The sequence below is a fragment of the Corynebacterium sp. ACRPE genome (genome assembly GCF_022347435.1).
Taxonomy (GTDB): domain Bacteria; phylum Actinomycetota; class Actinomycetes; order Mycobacteriales; family Mycobacteriaceae; genus Corynebacterium; species Corynebacterium tuberculostearicum_D.
In genome coordinates this window covers 1-17,193 of sequence record NZ_JAKRNA010000009.1, presented here as the reverse complement: position 1 = coordinate 17,193, position 17,193 = coordinate 1, and the positions used below count along the sequence as shown (strand labels likewise).

The 17,193-nt window shown below is 57.0% G+C and carries 20 protein-coding genes and 2 pseudogenes; 10 read left to right on the top strand and 12 right to left on the bottom strand.

The genetic code is table 11. The features are described from left to right. Positions 1-17: 17 nt before the first annotated feature. Positions 18-620 (top strand): superoxide dismutase, encoded by a 603-nt coding sequence (locus MHY13_RS06095; protein ID WP_005325362.1) that lies wholly within the window; start codon positions 18-20, stop codon positions 618-620. Between the two features lie 42 nt (positions 621-662). On the opposite strand, the gene MHY13_RS06090 is transcribed toward MHY13_RS06095, so the two are convergent. Further along, on the bottom strand, positions 663-1,517 hold the full coding sequence (locus tag MHY13_RS06090; RefSeq protein WP_239282363.1) for a LysR family transcriptional regulator: 855 nt from the start codon (positions 1,515-1,517) through the stop codon (positions 663-665). Positions 1,518-1,588: 71 nt separating this feature from the next. On the opposite strand from MHY13_RS06090, the gene MHY13_RS06085 reads away from it, so the two are divergent. Then, entirely contained in the window at positions 1,589-2,740 is a 1,152-nt protein-coding gene (locus MHY13_RS06085; protein ID WP_239282361.1) for an MFS transporter, read from the top strand. A 10-nt stretch (positions 2,741-2,750) separates the two neighbouring features. Beyond that, on the top strand, positions 2,751-4,049 hold the full coding sequence (locus MHY13_RS06080) for a copper oxidase (RefSeq protein ID WP_239282359.1): 1,299 nt from the start codon (positions 2,751-2,753) through the stop codon (positions 4,047-4,049). On the opposite strand, the gene MHY13_RS06075 is transcribed toward MHY13_RS06080, so the two are convergent. Then, positions 4,036-5,472, bottom strand: a complete 1,437-nt coding sequence (locus MHY13_RS06075) for a TM0106 family RecB-like putative nuclease (protein ID WP_239282357.1) — start codon at positions 5,470-5,472, stop codon at positions 4,036-4,038. The genes MHY13_RS06080 and MHY13_RS06075 overlap by 14 nt on opposite strands. A 69-nt stretch (positions 5,473-5,541) precedes the next feature. Between MHY13_RS06075 and MHY13_RS06070 the strand changes: the two genes are divergently transcribed. Beyond that, the gene (locus tag MHY13_RS06070; protein ID WP_239282355.1) at positions 5,542-6,174 is read left to right on the top strand and encodes a DUF6474 family protein; all 633 of its coding nucleotides are present in this window, start codon (positions 5,542-5,544) and stop codon (positions 6,172-6,174) included. Positions 6,175-6,376: 202 nt separating this feature from the next. Then, a complete protein-coding gene (locus MHY13_RS06065) occupies positions 6,377-6,673 on the top strand; it encodes an Lsr2 family protein (RefSeq protein ID WP_367398073.1) in 297 nt (98 codons plus the stop codon). On the opposite strand, the gene MHY13_RS06060 is transcribed toward MHY13_RS06065, so the two are convergent. Next, complete coding sequence (locus MHY13_RS06060; RefSeq protein ID WP_005327021.1) at positions 6,670-7,308, bottom strand: response regulator transcription factor; 639 nt, start codon at positions 7,306-7,308, stop codon at positions 6,670-6,672. The two genes, MHY13_RS06065 and MHY13_RS06060, sit on opposite strands and share 4 nt — an antisense overlap. Positions 7,309-7,345: 37 nt before the next feature. Continuing rightward, positions 7,346-8,509, bottom strand: coding sequence for a sensor histidine kinase (locus MHY13_RS06055; RefSeq protein WP_239282353.1), 1,164 nt, complete (start codon positions 8,507-8,509; stop codon positions 7,346-7,348). Between MHY13_RS06055 and MHY13_RS06050 the strand changes: the two genes are divergently transcribed. Next, positions 8,508-9,044, top strand: coding sequence for a DUF2020 domain-containing protein (locus tag MHY13_RS06050; protein WP_239282351.1), 537 nt, complete (start codon positions 8,508-8,510; stop codon positions 9,042-9,044). The two genes, MHY13_RS06055 and MHY13_RS06050, sit on opposite strands and share 2 nt — an antisense overlap. On the opposite strand, the gene MHY13_RS06045 is transcribed toward MHY13_RS06050, so the two are convergent. Beyond that, a complete protein-coding gene (locus MHY13_RS06045; RefSeq protein ID WP_049377502.1) occupies positions 9,041-9,193 on the bottom strand; it encodes a hypothetical protein in 153 nt (50 codons plus the stop codon). The genes MHY13_RS06050 and MHY13_RS06045 overlap by 4 nt on opposite strands. Then, positions 9,193-9,855, bottom strand: coding sequence for a class E sortase (locus tag MHY13_RS06040; RefSeq protein ID WP_239282349.1), 663 nt, complete (start codon positions 9,853-9,855; stop codon positions 9,193-9,195). The genes MHY13_RS06045 and MHY13_RS06040 overlap by 1 nt, the downstream gene beginning before the upstream one ends. 33 nt (positions 9,856-9,888) lie before the next feature. Here MHY13_RS06040 and yidC point away from each other — a divergent pair, with 33 nt between their 5' ends. Continuing rightward, positions 9,889-10,833 carry a membrane protein insertase YidC gene (yidC, locus tag MHY13_RS06035; protein ID WP_239282347.1) on the top strand — a complete coding sequence of 315 codons (945 nt, stop codon included), beginning with the start codon at positions 9,889-9,891 and terminating at the stop codon, positions 10,831-10,833. Here yidC and MHY13_RS06030 read toward each other — a convergent pair. The 4 genes from MHY13_RS06030 to MHY13_RS06015 all read right to left on the bottom strand — a co-directional run bounded on the left by MHY13_RS06030 (position 10,790) and on the right by MHY13_RS06015 (position 12,927). Then, positions 10,790-11,398, bottom strand: coding sequence for a TetR/AcrR family transcriptional regulator (locus MHY13_RS06030; RefSeq protein ID WP_239282345.1), 609 nt, complete (start codon positions 11,396-11,398; stop codon positions 10,790-10,792). The genes yidC and MHY13_RS06030 overlap by 44 nt on opposite strands. Before the next feature lie 78 nt (positions 11,399-11,476). After that, positions 11,477-11,725: a GlsB/YeaQ/YmgE family stress response membrane protein gene (locus tag MHY13_RS06025; RefSeq protein ID WP_239191905.1), complete on the bottom strand. Its 249-nt coding sequence runs from the start codon at positions 11,723-11,725 to the stop codon at positions 11,477-11,479. 117 nt (positions 11,726-11,842) lie between these two features. Next, a complete protein-coding gene (locus MHY13_RS06020; protein ID WP_239191906.1) occupies positions 11,843-12,742 on the bottom strand; it encodes a universal stress protein in 900 nt (299 codons plus the stop codon). 41 nt (positions 12,743-12,783) lie between these two features. Beyond that, the gene (locus tag MHY13_RS06015) at positions 12,784-12,927 is read right to left on the bottom strand and encodes a hypothetical protein (protein WP_239191909.1); all 144 of its coding nucleotides are present in this window, start codon (positions 12,925-12,927) and stop codon (positions 12,784-12,786) included. Here MHY13_RS06015 and MHY13_RS06010 point away from each other — a divergent pair. After that, on the top strand, positions 12,926-13,894 hold the full coding sequence (locus MHY13_RS06010) for a pseudouridine synthase (RefSeq protein WP_239191912.1): 969 nt from the start codon (positions 12,926-12,928) through the stop codon (positions 13,892-13,894). The genes MHY13_RS06015 and MHY13_RS06010 overlap by 2 nt on opposite strands. 30 nt (positions 13,895-13,924) lie before the next feature. On the opposite strand, the pseudogene MHY13_RS06005 reads toward MHY13_RS06010, so the two are convergent. After that, a pseudogene (locus tag MHY13_RS06005) lies at positions 13,925-14,922 on the bottom strand (IS3 family transposase). A 74-nt stretch (positions 14,923-14,996) separates the two neighbouring features. Here MHY13_RS06005 and MHY13_RS06000 point away from each other — a divergent pair. Further along, positions 14,997-15,263, top strand: a pseudogene (locus MHY13_RS06000) (integrase core domain-containing protein); the annotation flags it as partial. Between the two features lie 191 nt (positions 15,264-15,454). Here MHY13_RS06000 and MHY13_RS05995 read toward each other — a convergent pair. Further along, positions 15,455-15,865, bottom strand: a complete 411-nt coding sequence (locus MHY13_RS05995; RefSeq protein WP_239191914.1) for a hypothetical protein — start codon at positions 15,863-15,865, stop codon at positions 15,455-15,457. 62 nt (positions 15,866-15,927) lie between these two features. Here MHY13_RS05995 and MHY13_RS05990 point away from each other — a divergent pair, with 62 nt between their 5' ends. Continuing rightward, on the top strand, positions 15,928-16,536 hold the full coding sequence (locus MHY13_RS05990; RefSeq protein WP_239282343.1) for a hypothetical protein: 609 nt from the start codon (positions 15,928-15,930) through the stop codon (positions 16,534-16,536). The last annotated feature ends 657 nt before the right edge of the window (positions 16,537-17,193 follow it).

Sequence of the window (17,193 nt, the reverse complement as noted above, 5' to 3'; positions counted from 1 at the left end):
GAAGAAAGGATTTAAAAATGGCTGTTTACGAACTTCCTGACCTCCCATACGCATTCGACGCACTGGAGCCACACATCTCCGCAGAGATCATGGAGCTCCACCACGATAAGCACCACGCAACCTACGTTGCTGGCGCTAACGCTGCACTCGAGGCACTCGAGGAAGAGCGCAACGGTGAGGCTAACCCGGATCGCATCCGCGCCCTCTCCAAGAACTTGGCGTTTAACCTGGGTGGCCACACCAACCACTCCATCTTCTGGAAGAACCTGTCCCCGAACGGTGGCGGCGAGCCAACCGGCGAGCTGGCAGAGGCTATCAACCGCGACTTCGGCTCCTTTGAGAAGTTCAAGGCTCACTTCTCCGCTGCTGCTACCTCCCTGCAGGGCTCCGGCTGGGCCGTTCTGGGCTACGACCACATTGCTGGCCGCCTCATCATCGAGCAGCTGACTGACCAGCAGGGTAATACCTCCATCAACTTCACTCCGCTGCTGATGCTGGATATGTGGGAGCACGCTTTCTACCTGCAGTACAAGAACGTTAAGGCTGACTACGTTAAGGCCGTATGGAACGTCTTCAACTGGGATGACGTTGCTGAGCGTTTCGCTGCAGCCACCAAGTAACTCCTTTTAGTTACTTCGGCCGCCCCTTCGGGGCGGCTTTTTCTATGCCCGGATAAATTCCCGGAATTGCTGCACTGGGGGCGCATCGTCCCCGGCGCGCCACACTAAACCGAGCTCGCGGTACGCTGGCGGCGTAAGGGGGATCAGGCTCCCCACCTGTAGATAAGGATCATCCAGCGGCAAAAGCGCCACCCCGAGTCCTGCCGCTACCAGCCCCGCAACGGTAGTAAGTTCCATCGATTCGAAGACGAGGTGGGGGCTAAAGCCAGCGTCGTCTGCAAGGGCATCGAGAAGCATGCGCGTGCCATAGCCTGGGAGCATGCCGATGAACGGGTCTGCAGCGAATTCCGCTAGTTTCACCTCCCGCCGGTTCGCTGCCCAGTGGTCTTCCGGCACAGCAAGGCCTAGTCGCTGCACCTTAATCTGGTGCCAGCCCAGGGCTGCATCAGGCCGCGGGCCCACGAGGGCAAGGTCGGATTCGCCGTTTTCCACCCTGCTCACCAGCTCCTGCGCCGCGCCTTGATGCAGACGAATATCTACGTGCGGGTGCTGCGCGCGATAGCTCTTGAGCAGGTCCGGAACTAGCCAGGTGCCCAGCGAGTGCATGAAATCTAGGCGCACGGTGCCGCGTTCTGGATCCATGAGGCGGGCAACATCGTCCCGCCCTACCTGGTAGGCGCGGAGCATTTCCCGCCCTGCCGCAGCGAAGGCCCTCCCGCGCGTATTCACGTGCAGGGTGCGCCCAGTGCGCTCGAAAAGGCGGGCGCCAAGACTAGCTTCTACGCGCTGTACGCGGCGGGTCAGCGCGGATTGGGAGATTCCCAGTTCATCGGCCGCAGCACCCACGCGACCTTGATCTACCACGGCGAGGAAGCCGCGGACATCCTCCACATTCATGCATACTCCGCATCGTTTAGTGTAATTTTCTACATTTTACACATGCTGCATGTCCGGGCAGGCTAAATGATATGACTCGAACGCGGCGCGCAACGGTAGCCATGCTCCTTGTGGGCTTGGCTATATTCTCCAGCCTGTATTCCACCCAAGCCATTCTTCCCACGCTGGTACACAACATGGGCCTTTCTTCCACTGAAGCGGCCATGACCGTATCGGCCGCCACGGGCGCGCTGGCCCTATGCGTGGTGCCCGCATCGATTCTCTCCGAGCGTTTCGGCCGCGGCCGTATCCTGCTCATTTCGGCCGTTGCTGCGACCGGTGTGGGGCTCATTGTTCCCCTCGCCCAGGAGGGGTGGCAGCTCATCGTGGTACGCGGCCTGCAGGGTGCGCTGCTGTCCGGCGCCCCCGCCACGGCAATGGCATGGCTTTCTGAAGAACTCGATGACAAAGCCCTGCCGCGGGCTATGGGCCTATACATTGCAGGCACCTCCGTCGGTGGCCTTACCGGCCGCCTCATTCCCACCGGACTGGTGGAGATTTCCACGTGGCGCTGGGCGCTCTTCGGCTCGGCGCTGGTCTCACTCGCCTTCGCCATTACGTCTTGGCTGCTACTTCCTACCCAACGCAATTTCCGGCCTAAATCCATCCATCTCAAGACCGAAAGCCGGGCGCTTTTGGGCCATTGGGCCAACCGGGATTTGGCCTTGCTCTTTCTCACCGCATTCCTGTCCATGGGCACGTTTGTCTCCATGTATAACTTCTTAACCTTCCGGCTCATCGATGATTTTGGTCTGGCCCCTTCGCTAGCCGGCTTGGCCTTTTTGTTTTACCTCACCGGCACATGGTGCTCAGCGCGAGCAGGTTCACTGGTCGCACGCATAGGCCATGGGAAAACCCTGTTCGCCTCTGCCGTGCTTTTTGCCCTTGGCATCGCGTTCTGCGCCGGTAACCTTCCACTGACGCTTCTCGGCATGATCGCCTTTACCGTGGGCTTTTTCGCCGTACACTCCACCGCCTCCGGGTGGGTGGGCCAGATTGCCACCCACGACCGCGCGGAGGCTTCTTCGATGTATGTGTTCTGCTATTACTTTGGCTCTTCTGTGGTGGGCGCATGTGCCGGCCTGCTTTTCGACGCCCTATCGTGGCCCCTCTTCATTGCCTTCTTCACCGCCGTAGCCCTCGCCCTTACTGCGCTGACTTGGACCAAGATTAAATCCGACTAAAATCGGTTTTATGCCTGAGAATAAGTGGTCGGCGCGGACATGGCACCGCAAGGCCTCCCGTCCCGTATCCCTGTGGATGATGGTCTTCATCCTCGTGGGTGCAACGCATACCTTGGTCCCGAACTACCGGTGGGTGCTCATCCACCTATTCACCCTCGGACTGGTGAGCAATAGCATCATCGTGTGGTCCCAGCACCTCACGGAGAAATTCACCCAACAGCGCCTCCCCGAATCCACTCGACCTACCCAATTGGCCCGCATCTATGGCCTCAATGCCGGAATCATCCTCGCGTTAATCGGCCAAATCCTCATGGAGTTCTGGTCCCAACACTGGATCGTCACCCAGGTGGGCGCCACGCTCATTGCCCTGATGATGCTCTGGCATGCGGCATCGCTCTTCCAGCAATGGCGCGGTGCCAAAGATAAGCGCTTCCGCCCCGTGGTGGGCGCCTATGTACTTTCCGCCCTGTGCCTGCCGGTGGGTGCCATCTTTGGCGGCCTGCTGGCCGTCTATCCCGGCCAGCCCACGTTGCTGCTCGCCCATATCGCCGCCAATATCGGCGGATTCATCGGCTTGGCCGCGGCCGGTTCTCTTACCATCCTTTTCCCCTCCATCTGGCGCACCCAAGGTATTAATCGCCACATACACTCCTCCTTTGCGCTGCTCGCAGTCGGTGTGGTTGCCACCATCGTGGGCGCTTTCCTCGGCTTCCCCCAGTTGGGACTTATAGCCTACTGCTGCGGTTGGGCGCTGAGCTTGCAGCAGTGGCTCGCTAATGTGCTGACGGTGGCTAAGGACCCGCGCGATCGCATCACCTTTGCCTCGGTCTCCGTGCTCATGGCCTCGCTATGGCTGGTGCTGTCTTTGGTGTATTACACGGTGCAGCATTTCTTTATGCCCGAGCCGGCGCTGCCCACCCTCTCCTTGCTGGTGGGGTTTGCCGGTCAACTGCTCATCGGCGTGATGAGCTACCTCTTGCCCAGCACCATGGGTGGCGGCCCCGCTGCCGTCCGGGCGGGCTTGCAGCAACTGGACAAACTCGGCCTCCTGCGCGCCACCTTCGTCAACGGTGGGCTGCTCATCTGGATCGGCACCGATATTTCCCTGCTTAAGGTGGTCGCCTCCCTCTTGTGCATCCTGCCCCTGGCGGTCTACCCCGTGCTCATCGCCCGGGCGGTCAAGGCCCAGAAGCAGGTCTTGATGAAGAAGGCGGAGGGCCCGGATCCGAAGCCGGGGCCAGAATGGAACCAGGTCTATGCGGGCGTAGCGATCCTCGCGGTCGTCTACGCCCTATTTACAGCGCTGTAGTACCCAGCGCGCCGGTATCCATCCACTCGCGGACCGCGCGGGTAGCCTGGACGTCGCCGGAATTATACTCCAGCAAGCGCTGCCGCGCCACGAGGTCACCGGCTAGCGCCTCGCGGCGCGCGTTCACGGATTCTTCGCCGTCGAAGTCTTCTTCTGGCCAGGTAAAACCCGCTTCCGGGGCGACTACCTTCAGGCCTAGGCCGAAGGGGCCGGCGAAGGATCGTTTGACGTGGGCGAACATATCCACCCACTCCGGTGAGGAGATAAACTCTTCTACTTCCCGCTCATCCACCTCGCGGAAGCGCTGCGCGGACATGCGCATCCAGTGATTTTCACCGTGGGACGAGTAGCAATATGCAGCAAATGTTTTGCCCTCCGCATGGGCTTTAGCACGCACATCCATCAACCAGCGCCAAAACGCCGCAAAGTTCTCTGCCTCGGCGCGCCCACCCAACGGCTCCCACGTAACAAACGGGACGTAGTTACCGTCGTACCACGCTCCCCATAGATACGCGCCCTGGTCCAGGTAGGCTTCCATATCCACGTCTACCTCCACGTCTGCGCGCGGAACGTGCACGTCGCCGCCGCGGCGCAGCAACACCTCCCCGGCGCGCCAGGCAGCAGCAAGGCGGGAGGGCTCGCCCAGGTCGGCGTCGATAAGCGCCTGCACGGTAGTAATCCCGCGCTCGCGGTAAGGCTTAGCGCGGTCGCCGGATAGGAAAAGCGAAATATCATCCGCCGCCACCAGCTCTTGCTCGCACAAAGACCAAAAGCGGCAGCTCGCGCACTCCTTGACCCGCACCGGGGCGGTAGGAAGCGGCTGATTCCAGGCGCGTTCCAGATCAAACTTGGCTGTTTCCGTAAAAAATGCCCGGGTGCGGTCCTGGCCGATGGCCCCGCCCCGGCCGGAATCGAGTCCGAGATCCCGCAAAGCACGGGCGGCAAACGCTAAGCGGTAACCATCTACCGCATGATGGCGCAGCTTATACGGCGCCTCGAGCGGCTCACTCAGGCCCAAGCGGTGGGTAGGCACCGCCGGCGTCATCTTGGTGTCGTTCTTGCGGGCCACACGGTGATTGGACACGATAATTGGGGTGTACTTATCGCCCTCGCGCAACAGCAAATCTACGCGCACCATCCACTCCTCGGTGGCGAAGACCGCGTTGGTGATGTGCGTATACCCGGAAGCTAAGGCCTCAAGGGTGCGCATGGAGCGCTCCCACTCATCGCCTTCCAGATCGATGCGGCGAAACCTGCCAGAGCCCTTGCGGGGAAACATCTCCATGACGGCCTCCACTGCAGCCGCGTGGCGCTCCGCCCGGGCAATCGAGGCATGGGTACGCGGCATCTCGGGGTGCGCGCGCCGCTGTACTAAGCGGTAGCGGCACCCCACAAGGTCCGAAGCAACAACCACATCCTCCACACCGGGTGAGCTTAATAGAACGGCAAGGTAAAGTTGAATCCAGACTCGATCAAACGTGAGGGAAATTTAATGAGCATTCTGAAGAAAGTTAAAAAGGCCCGCCAAGAAGCACGCGCCCAGGCAAAGGCCGCCAAGACCCGCGCCAAAGCAGAGGTAAAGGCCCAGTCTAAGGACCGCCGCCGCCAGCAAAAGCTCCTGGCCAAGCAGGAAAAGCGCCTCATTAAGTCGGAGGAAAAGGGCCTCAAGAAGCGCCGCAAGCACGAGGAGAAGATGGCCAAGAACGAGCTAGCCAAGCTCAAGGCCGGCCGCTTTAACTCCGATAATGTCAAGCGCTACGCCGGTGCGCTGCGCACCGCCGCCCCCCTGCTGCTGCCGCTCCTCTACCGCGGCTACGTGGGCCTGAAGACCGAGGGCGAAAAGCGCAAGGCCGCTAAGGCCGGCGTGAGCTCGGATCAGATGGCTTCCTTCTCCGGCTACGGTGCGCCGCTCAAGGCCCGCACCGCCGGCATCCGCAACTCCCTCGATAACACGGACGTTCCGGCCGGCTTCAAGCGCGATGTGCGTGACCGCCTGCAAGAAGTGGACTCCGCCATCGATAATGCCGAGTTCATGACCGAGCAGCAGCGCCGCCGCGCTCACAAGACCATTAGCTCGGAAATTGACTCCATTACTGCGGAAATCCAGCAGCGCCTGGCCCAGTAAAAGAGATACACGCCGCCACCGCCTCCTATTCGGTGGTGGCGTTTAATTATTTTCTATAAAGATCCGGGATTTTTCGGGAAAAGTATTTTCGGCCAGAAAAAGTTGCTGATAATCTTCTCACCGCCCTACCCCTTTAACACCGTTTATGCTCTCTGTGCTTGGTGCAATTTTTAGAAGTGGAGGAAATATTTCCCGCCGTGAAGTGACCCAATTTTACGACGACTTGGACCACACCCTAATCCCCGAAGACCGGCTAGAAGTCGTTAGCTTCAGCGTAAACGGTCAAAATTACCTTATCGATCTCTCCACGGATAATGCGCGGCATTTCCATAATCTGCTCGCCCCCTACGTGGACGCCGCCCGCATAGCCCCCGCACCTGATGCGCAGCGGGCAAGCCCCAGCCAAATCCGCGAATGGGCCCGCACCCAAGGCCTGCCAGTGGCGCACCGCGGAAAGATCCCGCAGGACGTTATCGAGGCGTATAACGCCGCTAATTAAAGCACTCCTTGCTCGCGCGCTGCCGCCACAGCGGAGGTGCGCGAGCGCACGCCCAACTTGTCATAGATGTGCACGAGGTGGGACTTTACCGTGGCCTCAGACAACATAAGGTCCTGGCCAATCTGGCGGTTCGACGCACCCGCCGCAACTAGCTGCAAGACCTCCAGCTCACGCGGCGTGAGCGAGGTGCGTGGCGTACGCACGCGAGTCATCAGTCTATCGGCCACGATGGGAGATAGCGCCGAATCACCCTCCGCAGTCGAGCGCACTGCGGCCAGCAGCTCGTGCGGTGGTGCGTCCTTGAGCAGGTAGCCCACGGCGCCAGCTTCGATAGCGCCGAGGATATCCGCATCAGTGTCATAGTTGGTAACCACGAGGACCTTGGGCGGGGTGGCCATCGCGGAGCGAATCTGCGCGGTTGCCTCCGCGCCGCCCATAACGCGGGTTCCTTCTACGCCCGCGCCGAAGCGCAGGTCCATCAAAATGACATCGATGCCGCCCGCCTGCGCTGCCGACACCGCAGCTTCGGCCGTAGCGACCTCCCCTACGACGTCGATATCCTCTGCGCCCTCAAGCACGGAGCGCAGACCCAGGCGGACGATTTCGTGGTCATCTGCCAATAGGACCCGAATCACGACATTCCTCCTATCGATGTCATTGTCAACCAAAAGTTTAATCTACCCGGTTGCCTAAGGGCATACTAACTGACACGGCAGTGCCCTCCCCCGGTGCGGATTCAATAATGACCTCCCCACCTAGCTCCTGTGCCCGGCGCCTAATTGCGGCCAGCCCAATATGCCCCAGCCCTGCCGGGGTACTTTCCACCGCGGCTGGATCAAAGCCCTTGCCGTTATCCACCACGTCCAGGCGCACCTCATCGCCCTCATAGGTCACCGTGATCCGGGCGCGGCTTGCCTCTGCATGCTTGACGACGTTCCCCACAGCGCCCTGCGCAATCCGCAGCAGCGCCGCCTCTACCTTCATGGGCAGCTGCTGTACCTCTCCTTCGGATTCCACCTCGACGTGGATATCTCCGGTAGCGCCGAAATTTTCCGCCATACGGGTCAACGCGGCCTCAAGGGATGCCTCATTGAGCGTCGGCGGCTGCAAAGCGGCAATCATTGCCCGCGCTTCGTGTAAATTATCCGCGGCCGTCCTGCGGGCCAGCTCGATGCGCTCTCGCGCCTTGTCCGCGTCCTGCTTATCCAGATCACGGTCCGCCGAATGCAGGAGCATTTGAATGGAAGACAGTCCCTGGGCAAGGGTGTCATGAATCTCGTGCGCAATGCGCTGACGTTCGGCCACCATGCCGGCATCGCGCTCCGTGGCTGCCAGCTGCGAACGGGTTTCAATCAACTCTTTATTCATCCGCGACAGTGTCCGGAAGGCGTAGGTGATCGCTATCGTCACCAGCGCCGAGACCGCCGGCCCCATGACGCCGCCGAAGGTCAGACCCTGCGGAATCTGCACCACCACGGTGATGATCGAGGCAACGATGACGCACGCGATGCCCGCCGCCATGTCCAGCACCGTGAGGTACAAAAAGAACATGGCGAAAACCAAATAGATTGCCGCGGGGGCCACGAACAGATCCGCAACCCACAGCACCGAGAGTATGCACAGCCACAGGTAGCGCACAGGCCGGGCCCAATATTCCCCGTATACCGAGCCTGCGAAGTACACGGCCGCAAAGCCCACCAAAAGCAGCAGGTTGATGATCGCTTGCGAAAGCGGCATCCGCGCGGAGGTAAAAATGCCCACCACCAGCAGGCCAGCGGTCAGAATATGGATGCCGGTGCGCAACGCATCGGTATCCCGGTCTATTGTGGAGCTCATGCGCAAAAGCCTACTTCCCCTACTCGCCCTAGCCGCTTTTGGGATCGCCGGCTGCGATTCATCCGCACCCACCCCTGCACCAACCACTACGGTCACTCCGGAGGCTTCGGAGGCACCGGAGGTTAACGTCGCCCAAACCGCGGAAGTCAATGACTGGAGCGATTGCCCCTACATCGGCCCCGGCTGGCTCGAAGAAACCAACGGCCAGCGCCTGACCAAGCAGGGCATCGACACGCGCTTTCCCACCCCGGCCTGCGTCTTTTGGTCCTACCAGGACGAGCCACAGGCCACCGTCATCGTGCGCGATATGCCCACGGTCGACGACGCCCGCGCCGCAGTGGATTGGGCCGCGCCTATCGACGCCACCGAACCGGCCTCCTTCGACGGCTGGGAAGGCGGCCGGGGCGTGGTCAATGAGCACGCCGTGTACGCCGTACAGAAGGACACGCACGCGGTGCTGGTGTGGAGCAACCAGCAACAAACCGTTAAGTCAGAGCAAATCGCCCACGAAGCGATCGCCAACTTGGGCCTTTAAACCGCGACGTCGTTATACGGCATCATCGGCGACAGCCACGGGAATACAACCTCCATAAGTAGGAAGAAGACTCCCACCGCAATAGCAATGGCCAAGATGACTTTCACCGGCGTCGGCCCCGGCAAGAGATTCCACAAAGCGCGATACATTATTTCTCCTCTTTTTCTACTTCCATAGCGTGCACAATCATGCGCTCCGCGTTGGAAAACTGCGGGTGGCACGTGGTCAAGGTCAAGATCTCGCGGCTCGGTTCGGCGTCCGACTCTGGCACGGGGTTGGTCACCGAGACGTCGCCAGGCGTCGTAATATGCCGACCAGCCACATGGGAATACTCCGGCGGAATTCCATTGAAACAGTCCGCCTGCTCGCCTTCGATGGGCAATACGCGATAGGTAATTCGCTCCTTGTGCGTCTCCACCACGATGTCATCGCAGGTCTCTAGCTTGCCCAAGTCATTAAAGGGAGCTCCCTTGCCCACGCGGTGGCCCGCAACCGCAAAATTGCCCATCTCTCCCGGCATCTGGGAATCCTCGTACCGGCCCGGGCCGCGCAGCAGGTCATCTTCATTAGTGCCCTCAATAATGGCGAAGCGGTAGTCAGAACCGAACGTGGGAATGTAAAGCTGCGCGAACGCCTCACCCAACTCCGGCTCTAACTTCTGCCGGGGATTTCGCCATTGCTCTTCGAGGTGGGCGCTCGCCTCCTCCTGCAGCTGACCGGATTCTACATTTGTCCAATAGGCTTCATAGAATGCAAAGAGTAAAAGAACCACGCCAATGGTTAGCATGAGTTCCCCAAGAACTTTAGTCATGCCTTAAACCATACTGCCCATGAAAGGTTAAGCATGTACGAAGTCTTCATGTACCCAGTTTCCGGAATCATGAAGTTCTGGCACTGGCTCATCAGCAGCTTCGTCGGTGAATCTACGGCCTGGCTGATTTCCATCATCTTGCTGGTTATCACCGTGCGCGGCGTCGTTGTTCCCCTGAACTGGATTTCCGTACGCTCCGCCCGTATCGGCGCACTCATCCGCCCGGAGAATAACCGCATCAAAAAGCAGATGAATAACGCCACCACCACCGAGGAGATGGCGGAGCTCATGCAAGAGGAAAAGAACCTCATGAAGAGTTATAACTACAACCCCGCAGCTGGTTGTGTTCCCCCGCTCATCATGATTCCGGCCTTCATCGGCCTTTATCAAGTGCTCCTGCGCATGTCCAATATTGAGAGCGGCTCCACCACCGTGGGCATGTTGAATGCCTCCGATGTTTCGGCCTTCCGCGAAACCACCTTCTACGGCGCTCCGCTGACGGATTTCGCCCGCGAACACGGCGACCTCATAAATCCCATCCTCATTGCCGCCATCGCCTTTACCATGGCTAATTCCGTCATTTCCCTCGTGCGCAGTTTCCGCACCACTCAATTTGATCAGAAGGTCAACCGCCGCGTCTTCATACTCATGGGCTTTTTGCTGTTGGTAATCCCTTTCTTCCTGTGGCACCTAGCCCAAACCGGACCTATCCCAGTAGCAATCATTCTTTACTGGGGCTGCGCCTATCTCTTCATGCTGATCCAAACCGCTATCTTTGAGATCATTTTGCACCGCGACTACCCGCTTACTGAGGATGTCCACGCTATGCGCCGCGACAGCATTCGCCGCTGGCGCAAGCGCGAAAAAGAACCCGCCCTCTCAAAGGAGGAGAAGAAGCGGGTCAGCCAGCTACGTATGGAGGCGCGAAAGTACCTTAAATCGAATAATCAACAGGGGGAGCAGAAAGCATCTGAGTAGCCAGGTCGCGGGCCGTCTGCAGCGGCCCAATCTCCTTGGTGAGCCGAGCACCCGCACGGCCGCCATCCAAGAGGATCAACAGCTGGCTCGCCTGCGAGGACGATGGGTAACCATTGCGCTCGGTTAGCAAGGCGGTCAGTGTGGAATGCACCCAATTACGGTGTTCAACGCAGGCAGCCACGATACCGTGTTCCGCCTCGGTTTCGGGGCGCGGATACTCTCCGGCCGCATTCAAGAAGTGGGAGCCGCGGAATTCCTGCGTGGGTTCTTCCTCGATCGCCTTATCAAAAAAGGCCAGGATCTTTTGATCCGGATCCGTCATCTCCGCGGTACGCTGTTCCCAATCTTGGCGGAACTTCTCATCCAAAGCTTCTACATAAGCGATAACGAGCGCGTCTTTGGAACCAAATAAGGAGTACAAAGAAGCTTTAGCCACATCTGCCTCGCGTAGGATGCGGTCAATTCCGATAACGCGAATGCCCTCGGTGGTAAAAAGCTTGGTCGCTGATTCCAGCAGCCGGCTGCGCGGGCTGGGCCGATTGCGGCGCGACTTCTTCTCTGCCATGGGTTCCTCTCTAAAACGACAAAGCCGGTTCATCTATACTTTATAGACAAACCGGTATGTACGCGAATTATATTCGGGTTACTTCTTAATGAGCCCCACAATCCACAGCAGGATACAGGCGCCACCAGTAGCGGCAAGCAACGAGAAGATCCAACCGCCTTCCTCAATATTCAGGAAGTGGATAATCATGCCGCCGATAACACCGCCAAGCACACCAACGATAAGGTTGGTCAGCAAGCCATGATCGCGCTTCATAATCTTTTCTGCCAACCAGCCGGCGATGATACCAATAATGATCGAGCTAAAAAGCCCCAAACCCAAGTTCATATATTCCTCCTAAATTAGTGGGTAAACCTTAGCCTACACGAGCGCAGGCTACCTAAGAGGATACCGAACAACAAGAGCGCCCCGCCCAGGGGGCGAAGCGCTCTATGACAGCAGCTTTTAGCCTTCCTCATCCGGACGGACAACCATCATCGGGCACGGTGCGGACTGCAACAGTGCGCGAGAGGTCGAGCCCAAGAGCATACCTTTAAAGCCGCCACGACCGTGCGAACCAACAACCAATAGCTGCGCGCCTTCTGCAGCCTCGGTCAAAGCGCTCACTGGACGGTCACGGGTAATGAGCTTCTTTACCTCAACCTCTGGGTATTCTTCACGCGGCTCCTTCAGATTCTCGGTCAGAAGCTCGCTCTGCTCCCTTTCAATATCAGCCCACTCGGACTGGGCGGCCGAAAGCCCCGCCAAGGAAGCCTGCACCTGCATATCCATCCAAGTGTGCACGGCAATCAAAGCAGCACCGCGGGCCTGTGCCTCTCGGAATGCGTAAGAAGTAGCTTTCTGCGATACCTCGGAACCATCCACACCAACGACGACAGGGCCGTACTTGGTGGAGTCCGTAACATGATTATCCTCTCGAACGACGACCACCGGGCAAGAGGCATGGGACACAACCGAAGCGGAGACAGAACCCATCACCATGCCGGACAGGCCACCCATGCCGCGGGAGCCCATGACGATCATGGTGACATCGTGCGACATTTCTAGCAGCATGTCGATCGGGGAGCCCTCGGCCACAGTGTGACCAATCTTCAGCTCTGGGGCTACCTCATGAGCGATGGCGCGAGCTTCCTCGATCTTCTCGAGCGTTTCGGCCTGCAAGTCGTCGAAAAGCTCCTTTGGCGGAACCATACCCTCTGCGTACAGGAACTGTGGCATGGTGTAGCTGGATGCGATTCGCAGTGGAATCTCGCGCTTCATAGCCGTATTTGCGGCCCAACGTACTGCATTCTTCGATGCATCCGAACCGTCAACGGCAACGACTACAATGTCTTCCTTAGCCATGATGTGTCCTTTCGGTGGTTATACCTTAATTGTAGTACGGATTAGGCTTGAGGGTTGACGGTTGCAGCCTCGGAATTCGACGGGAACATAACAGTGTAAACAAACTCCAGCACGTTACGAATTACAGCGCCAATGCCTTCAGAGAAAAAGGCGACAACCGGTTCAATGAGAGAGTTAAATTCCATGGACAAAACATTAATACATCGCAGAAAAGGTTTCACGCCTTTACCGATTAAAGACGGCCTGAATCCAACCCGCGTGCGCACCTCCGAGGCAGGCATAACTGCCTGGGAGTTTCTTAGTGCAGTCATCTCGGCACAACGCCACCGACACCCCGAGGACGACGCTTCGGCACTCCAGGCGCGTTTCGACTCCGGCGAGGTTGTCCTACGCAATCAAACCAAGCTCCGTCCGGACTCAATATTGAGCCAGGACGAGGATGTCTTTTTCTACCGCATGCCGGCGCCTGAAACACCGGTGCCTTACGACGTCCCCATCCTCTTCGAGGATGAACATATCCTCGTCGCAGATAAGCCACCGTTTATGGCAACCATGCCACGCGCCCGCCACATCGTACAGACCGCTACGGTCCAGCTACGGCGAATGACAGGTAACGACGAGCTTGCCCCAGCGCACCGCCTAGACAGACTTACCTCCGGAATTTTGCTATTCACCAAACATCGCGAGGTTCGCGGCGCCTTCCAAACCCTCTTCGCGGAAAAGAAGGTACAAAAGACCTATCAGGCGATCGCCGAATACCGCCGCTTTCCGACGCCCCTCCAATGGGCCTCCCACCTCACCAAAACCCCTGGCGAAATCCAAGGACGAATAGGTCGTGGTACCCCCAACGCTTTTACTACTCTGGCCGCAGTAGAACTAATAGACAACGCCCCGTATGAAAGGATCCATGGCGCCCTGCCGCAATTAGGCAAATACACGCTTAAACCCACCACGGGCAAGACCCATCAATTGCGTCTTCACATGTGGCAAGCTGGAATACCCATCCTAGGTGATCCCGTCTATCCAGTAATCTATCCTGAGGACGCGGAGGATATGCGTATCCCAATGCATCTCACAGCAAGCCACATCGAATTTACTGACCCCATCAGCGGGAAGAAACGGGCGTTCGAGTCCGCCCTTCCTCGGGCCTGACCCCCGGAAAGTAGACACGTCGGGGGTTAGCTATGCTGCTTGAGTCAGTGTAGCTGAATTAAGCGCTTCGAAGTCATCGGGGGCTAGAAGGTTGCACCAGGAGTGCCGTCTGCGCGTGTTGTAGCGCATGCACCACCGGAAGACTTCTTGGCGGCAGATGATGTGATTGTCAAACACTTTCCGATCACGCAGAACTTCACGCTTGAGACTGGCGTTAAATGATTCTGCCAGGGCATTATCGGCACTCGTTCCCACCGCTCCCATGGATTGGCGTACACCAAGCTGGGTGCAGTGGTCCCGAAATGCTTGTGAGGTGTACACACTGCCGTGATCGGAATGGAAAATTGCCCCTTTAAGGCTTCCGCGGACTTTTCTGGCATGACTCGGTGGCCAGGCTTGCGCCGGGTGGTGATGCATCGACGCCGTTTAGTAAAGCCTTTCAGTCCCATGGATTTCATGATGCGTGCGACCTTCTTATGGGTTATCGGGGGAAAGTCCGTATCGTTGTTGAGGCTTGCAGCGATGCGTTTAGCGCCATAAAGCCCGTGCTCGTCATCGAAAATGGTCTTGATTCTCGCACCAAGAAGGGCATCGGAGCACGTCTTTAACCTGCGTTTTGCGCGGGTGTTGACCCATTTGTAGAACGAGGAGCGATTGAGCTTTAACACGTGGCACATCCGCTTGACCGAGTACTCGGTTCGGTGGTCATAGACAAACTGGAAGCGGATTACCAGCGTGTCTCTTCGGCAAAATACTTCGCGGCCTTGCGCAGGATGTCACGTTCTTCGCGCAGCTTCGCGTTTTCTTTTGTCTCGCTGGCGGATTCGTTCGGAATCAGTCGTCGCCTGGGCCTTGTCACGCATGTTCTTCGAGCGGGCACGTTTGCCGGTGGCGTGCTGCTTAAGTCAGGAATAAAGTGAAGAACCATTGATTCCTAGCTCTGCTGCAGCCGTGTGAAGTGAGAGGTCCTCATTGTTTTCGTAGAGGGCCACAGCATCACATTTGAACTGTTCGGAGTACCTAGGCATGGTGGTAGATTACCTTTCTTCCCAACCCAACCGGGCTGGATATCAGGTGTCTACCTAACGGGGGTCGGGTCCGCTCGCAGTACGTCAGCGTTGTCTACAACGAGCGACTTGCTCAGCACAGGATTGCCGCTTCTACTGGGACGGTTGGTGGCTCCTATGACAATGCTCTAGCTGAAAACGTTAACGGCTCCTACACGAATGAGCTGATTCATGCTCGCAGGTGGGAAGACGTTGTCGAGGTAGAAATCGCGACGTTCGAGTGGGTGTCATGGTGGAACGAGACTAGGCTCCACCAAAGCTTGGGATACCGAACCCCGGTCGAGGTGGAACCCGAATTTTGAAGGCAGAACCCGCCACAGGAAATAATAGAAATCAAGGCAAATGCCTAGGAACAAAACTCGGGGCGCTTCAGGGCTACTGGATAGTAGAGACAGCCTCGGGTTCTTAAGATGTGGGCCAGAGTGAACGAATAGTGAAATGACAGTCGTGTCCCTTGAGAATTGGCTCTTGGAGAAGGTCGGGAGGTAACGGTCTATAGGCCATCACTCACGATTTTTTTAATAAAGCGTGAGACAGTAAAGGTCGCAAGCGCCGATAAAATGACTGCAAATATTGCATCAATTCCCCAGTCTTGCAGTGTCTGATTATGCGCAATCGAAGAGGGGAGAAAGACTAACATTAAGCAACTCGCAGAAACCATAAAAAGTTGCAGATTGCTGCTGATTACAGTACCGATGTTGACATTTCTATCAAGGAGTTTTCCGCCGAAATAGAGGAATATCGTTGCAGGTGCTGCTATCAGAAAAGTGGTTAGAGGGATGGGGGCTCGAGGGTCAGAATCCATCATCATAGTGACAGTTGTGTAGAGCAAGCCGAGAGAGAACGAAGATAACAGTAGTACAACAAAGGTGAAACATTTCTGCATAGTGAGCTCCTTTTCCATTAGACGGAACGTTACGGTGGTGTCGTACGTTACACAACCTCCGAAGAAAGGATTGACTTCATATGGATTCTGGAAAAACCTCAATGCGACGTAAGGCTCTGGCAATAGTATTCGCTTCATCTCTTGCTATTTCTGGCTCAACTGTCGCACACGCAAATGAAGGTACTGAGAGTCAAGGATCTTACGAAGCAGGAAATGATTTTCCTAAGAACCCAAGCGAAGCTGATCTCGCAGAAGCTGGATTGACCCGTGCAGATGCCGATAAGATGACTCAGGACTACGTCCGTGGCATTGAAGAAGCCCAGAAGTCAGGCGAAGTAAGCGAAGAAGAAGCGAATCAAATGCTGGAACTCGCGGAGTCTCCAGACTCTGGTGACAACGATGGTACAAGCACGCGAGCCCTGCCTTTGTGGGCAGCAGCTGCAGTTGTTGGCTGTGCCGGAGGTGTAGTTGTTGGGGAAGGGAAAACCCAAATTAAGAATGCTCTTAAAGAAGGAGCTTCTGTAGATGAAGCTACGGATATTGCTGTTGGAGCAGCCGTAGATTGTGTATTTGGCGCTGTGCCAGGCGGTGTGATTACTGCATCTCTTAAGAAGACCCTCACGCAACCGGTCAAGGCCGCTGTTAAGCCTGCTGTAAAGAAAGGCGTAGAACAAATCGCTAAAGAATAGTGGAACCCAACGTGTAAGCCTCGGTATAGCAGGTTGAATGTAAGCGCTGTCAGTGAACTTACTGGCAGCGCTTTGCGCTAGTTGCTTAAACTCACCCAACTTAGGTTAAAGCTTCATTTTATGCCTATCACCAGCATGAATGGAGCATTCTCTGTAAAACTGATTTGTGCTGCGGTTAGCGATTGTGTATTCCCCTCAAATTCCTGAAGGATCTACCGGTTCTATATGTTCTTTATGTCCTATCGGGCATATAGCGGGGACTAAAACGCCTGTTTAACCTGGGATTATGAAGATTCCTTTGCTAGGTTTCAGCACTTTTCGGGGGTGGAATCTCAATTTCTAAGCATGCGCTTGGTTTCAGCACTTTTTGCTTCCCGCGTTTTGGGCATAAGAATACCCGCAGTTAACGCGAGTATTTGAATCTTAGAATGGCAGTTTTTAGAGAAATCTTTGCTGGGAGATTAATAAACATGCTGATCAAAGAAGATTGAGCACGCTACCTTATCGCTTTGTTTGAATTCCAGTACGGACTCGCCGGTCAAGTCCTGGGTAGTGGTGTATCTGTTTTCGAATCTGGGGTTAGTTTCATGGCGGTGGTTTAGGGGCCATCTCGGGGATAAGGGGTGAGGGTATTCACGCGGCGATCTCCTGGTTGTT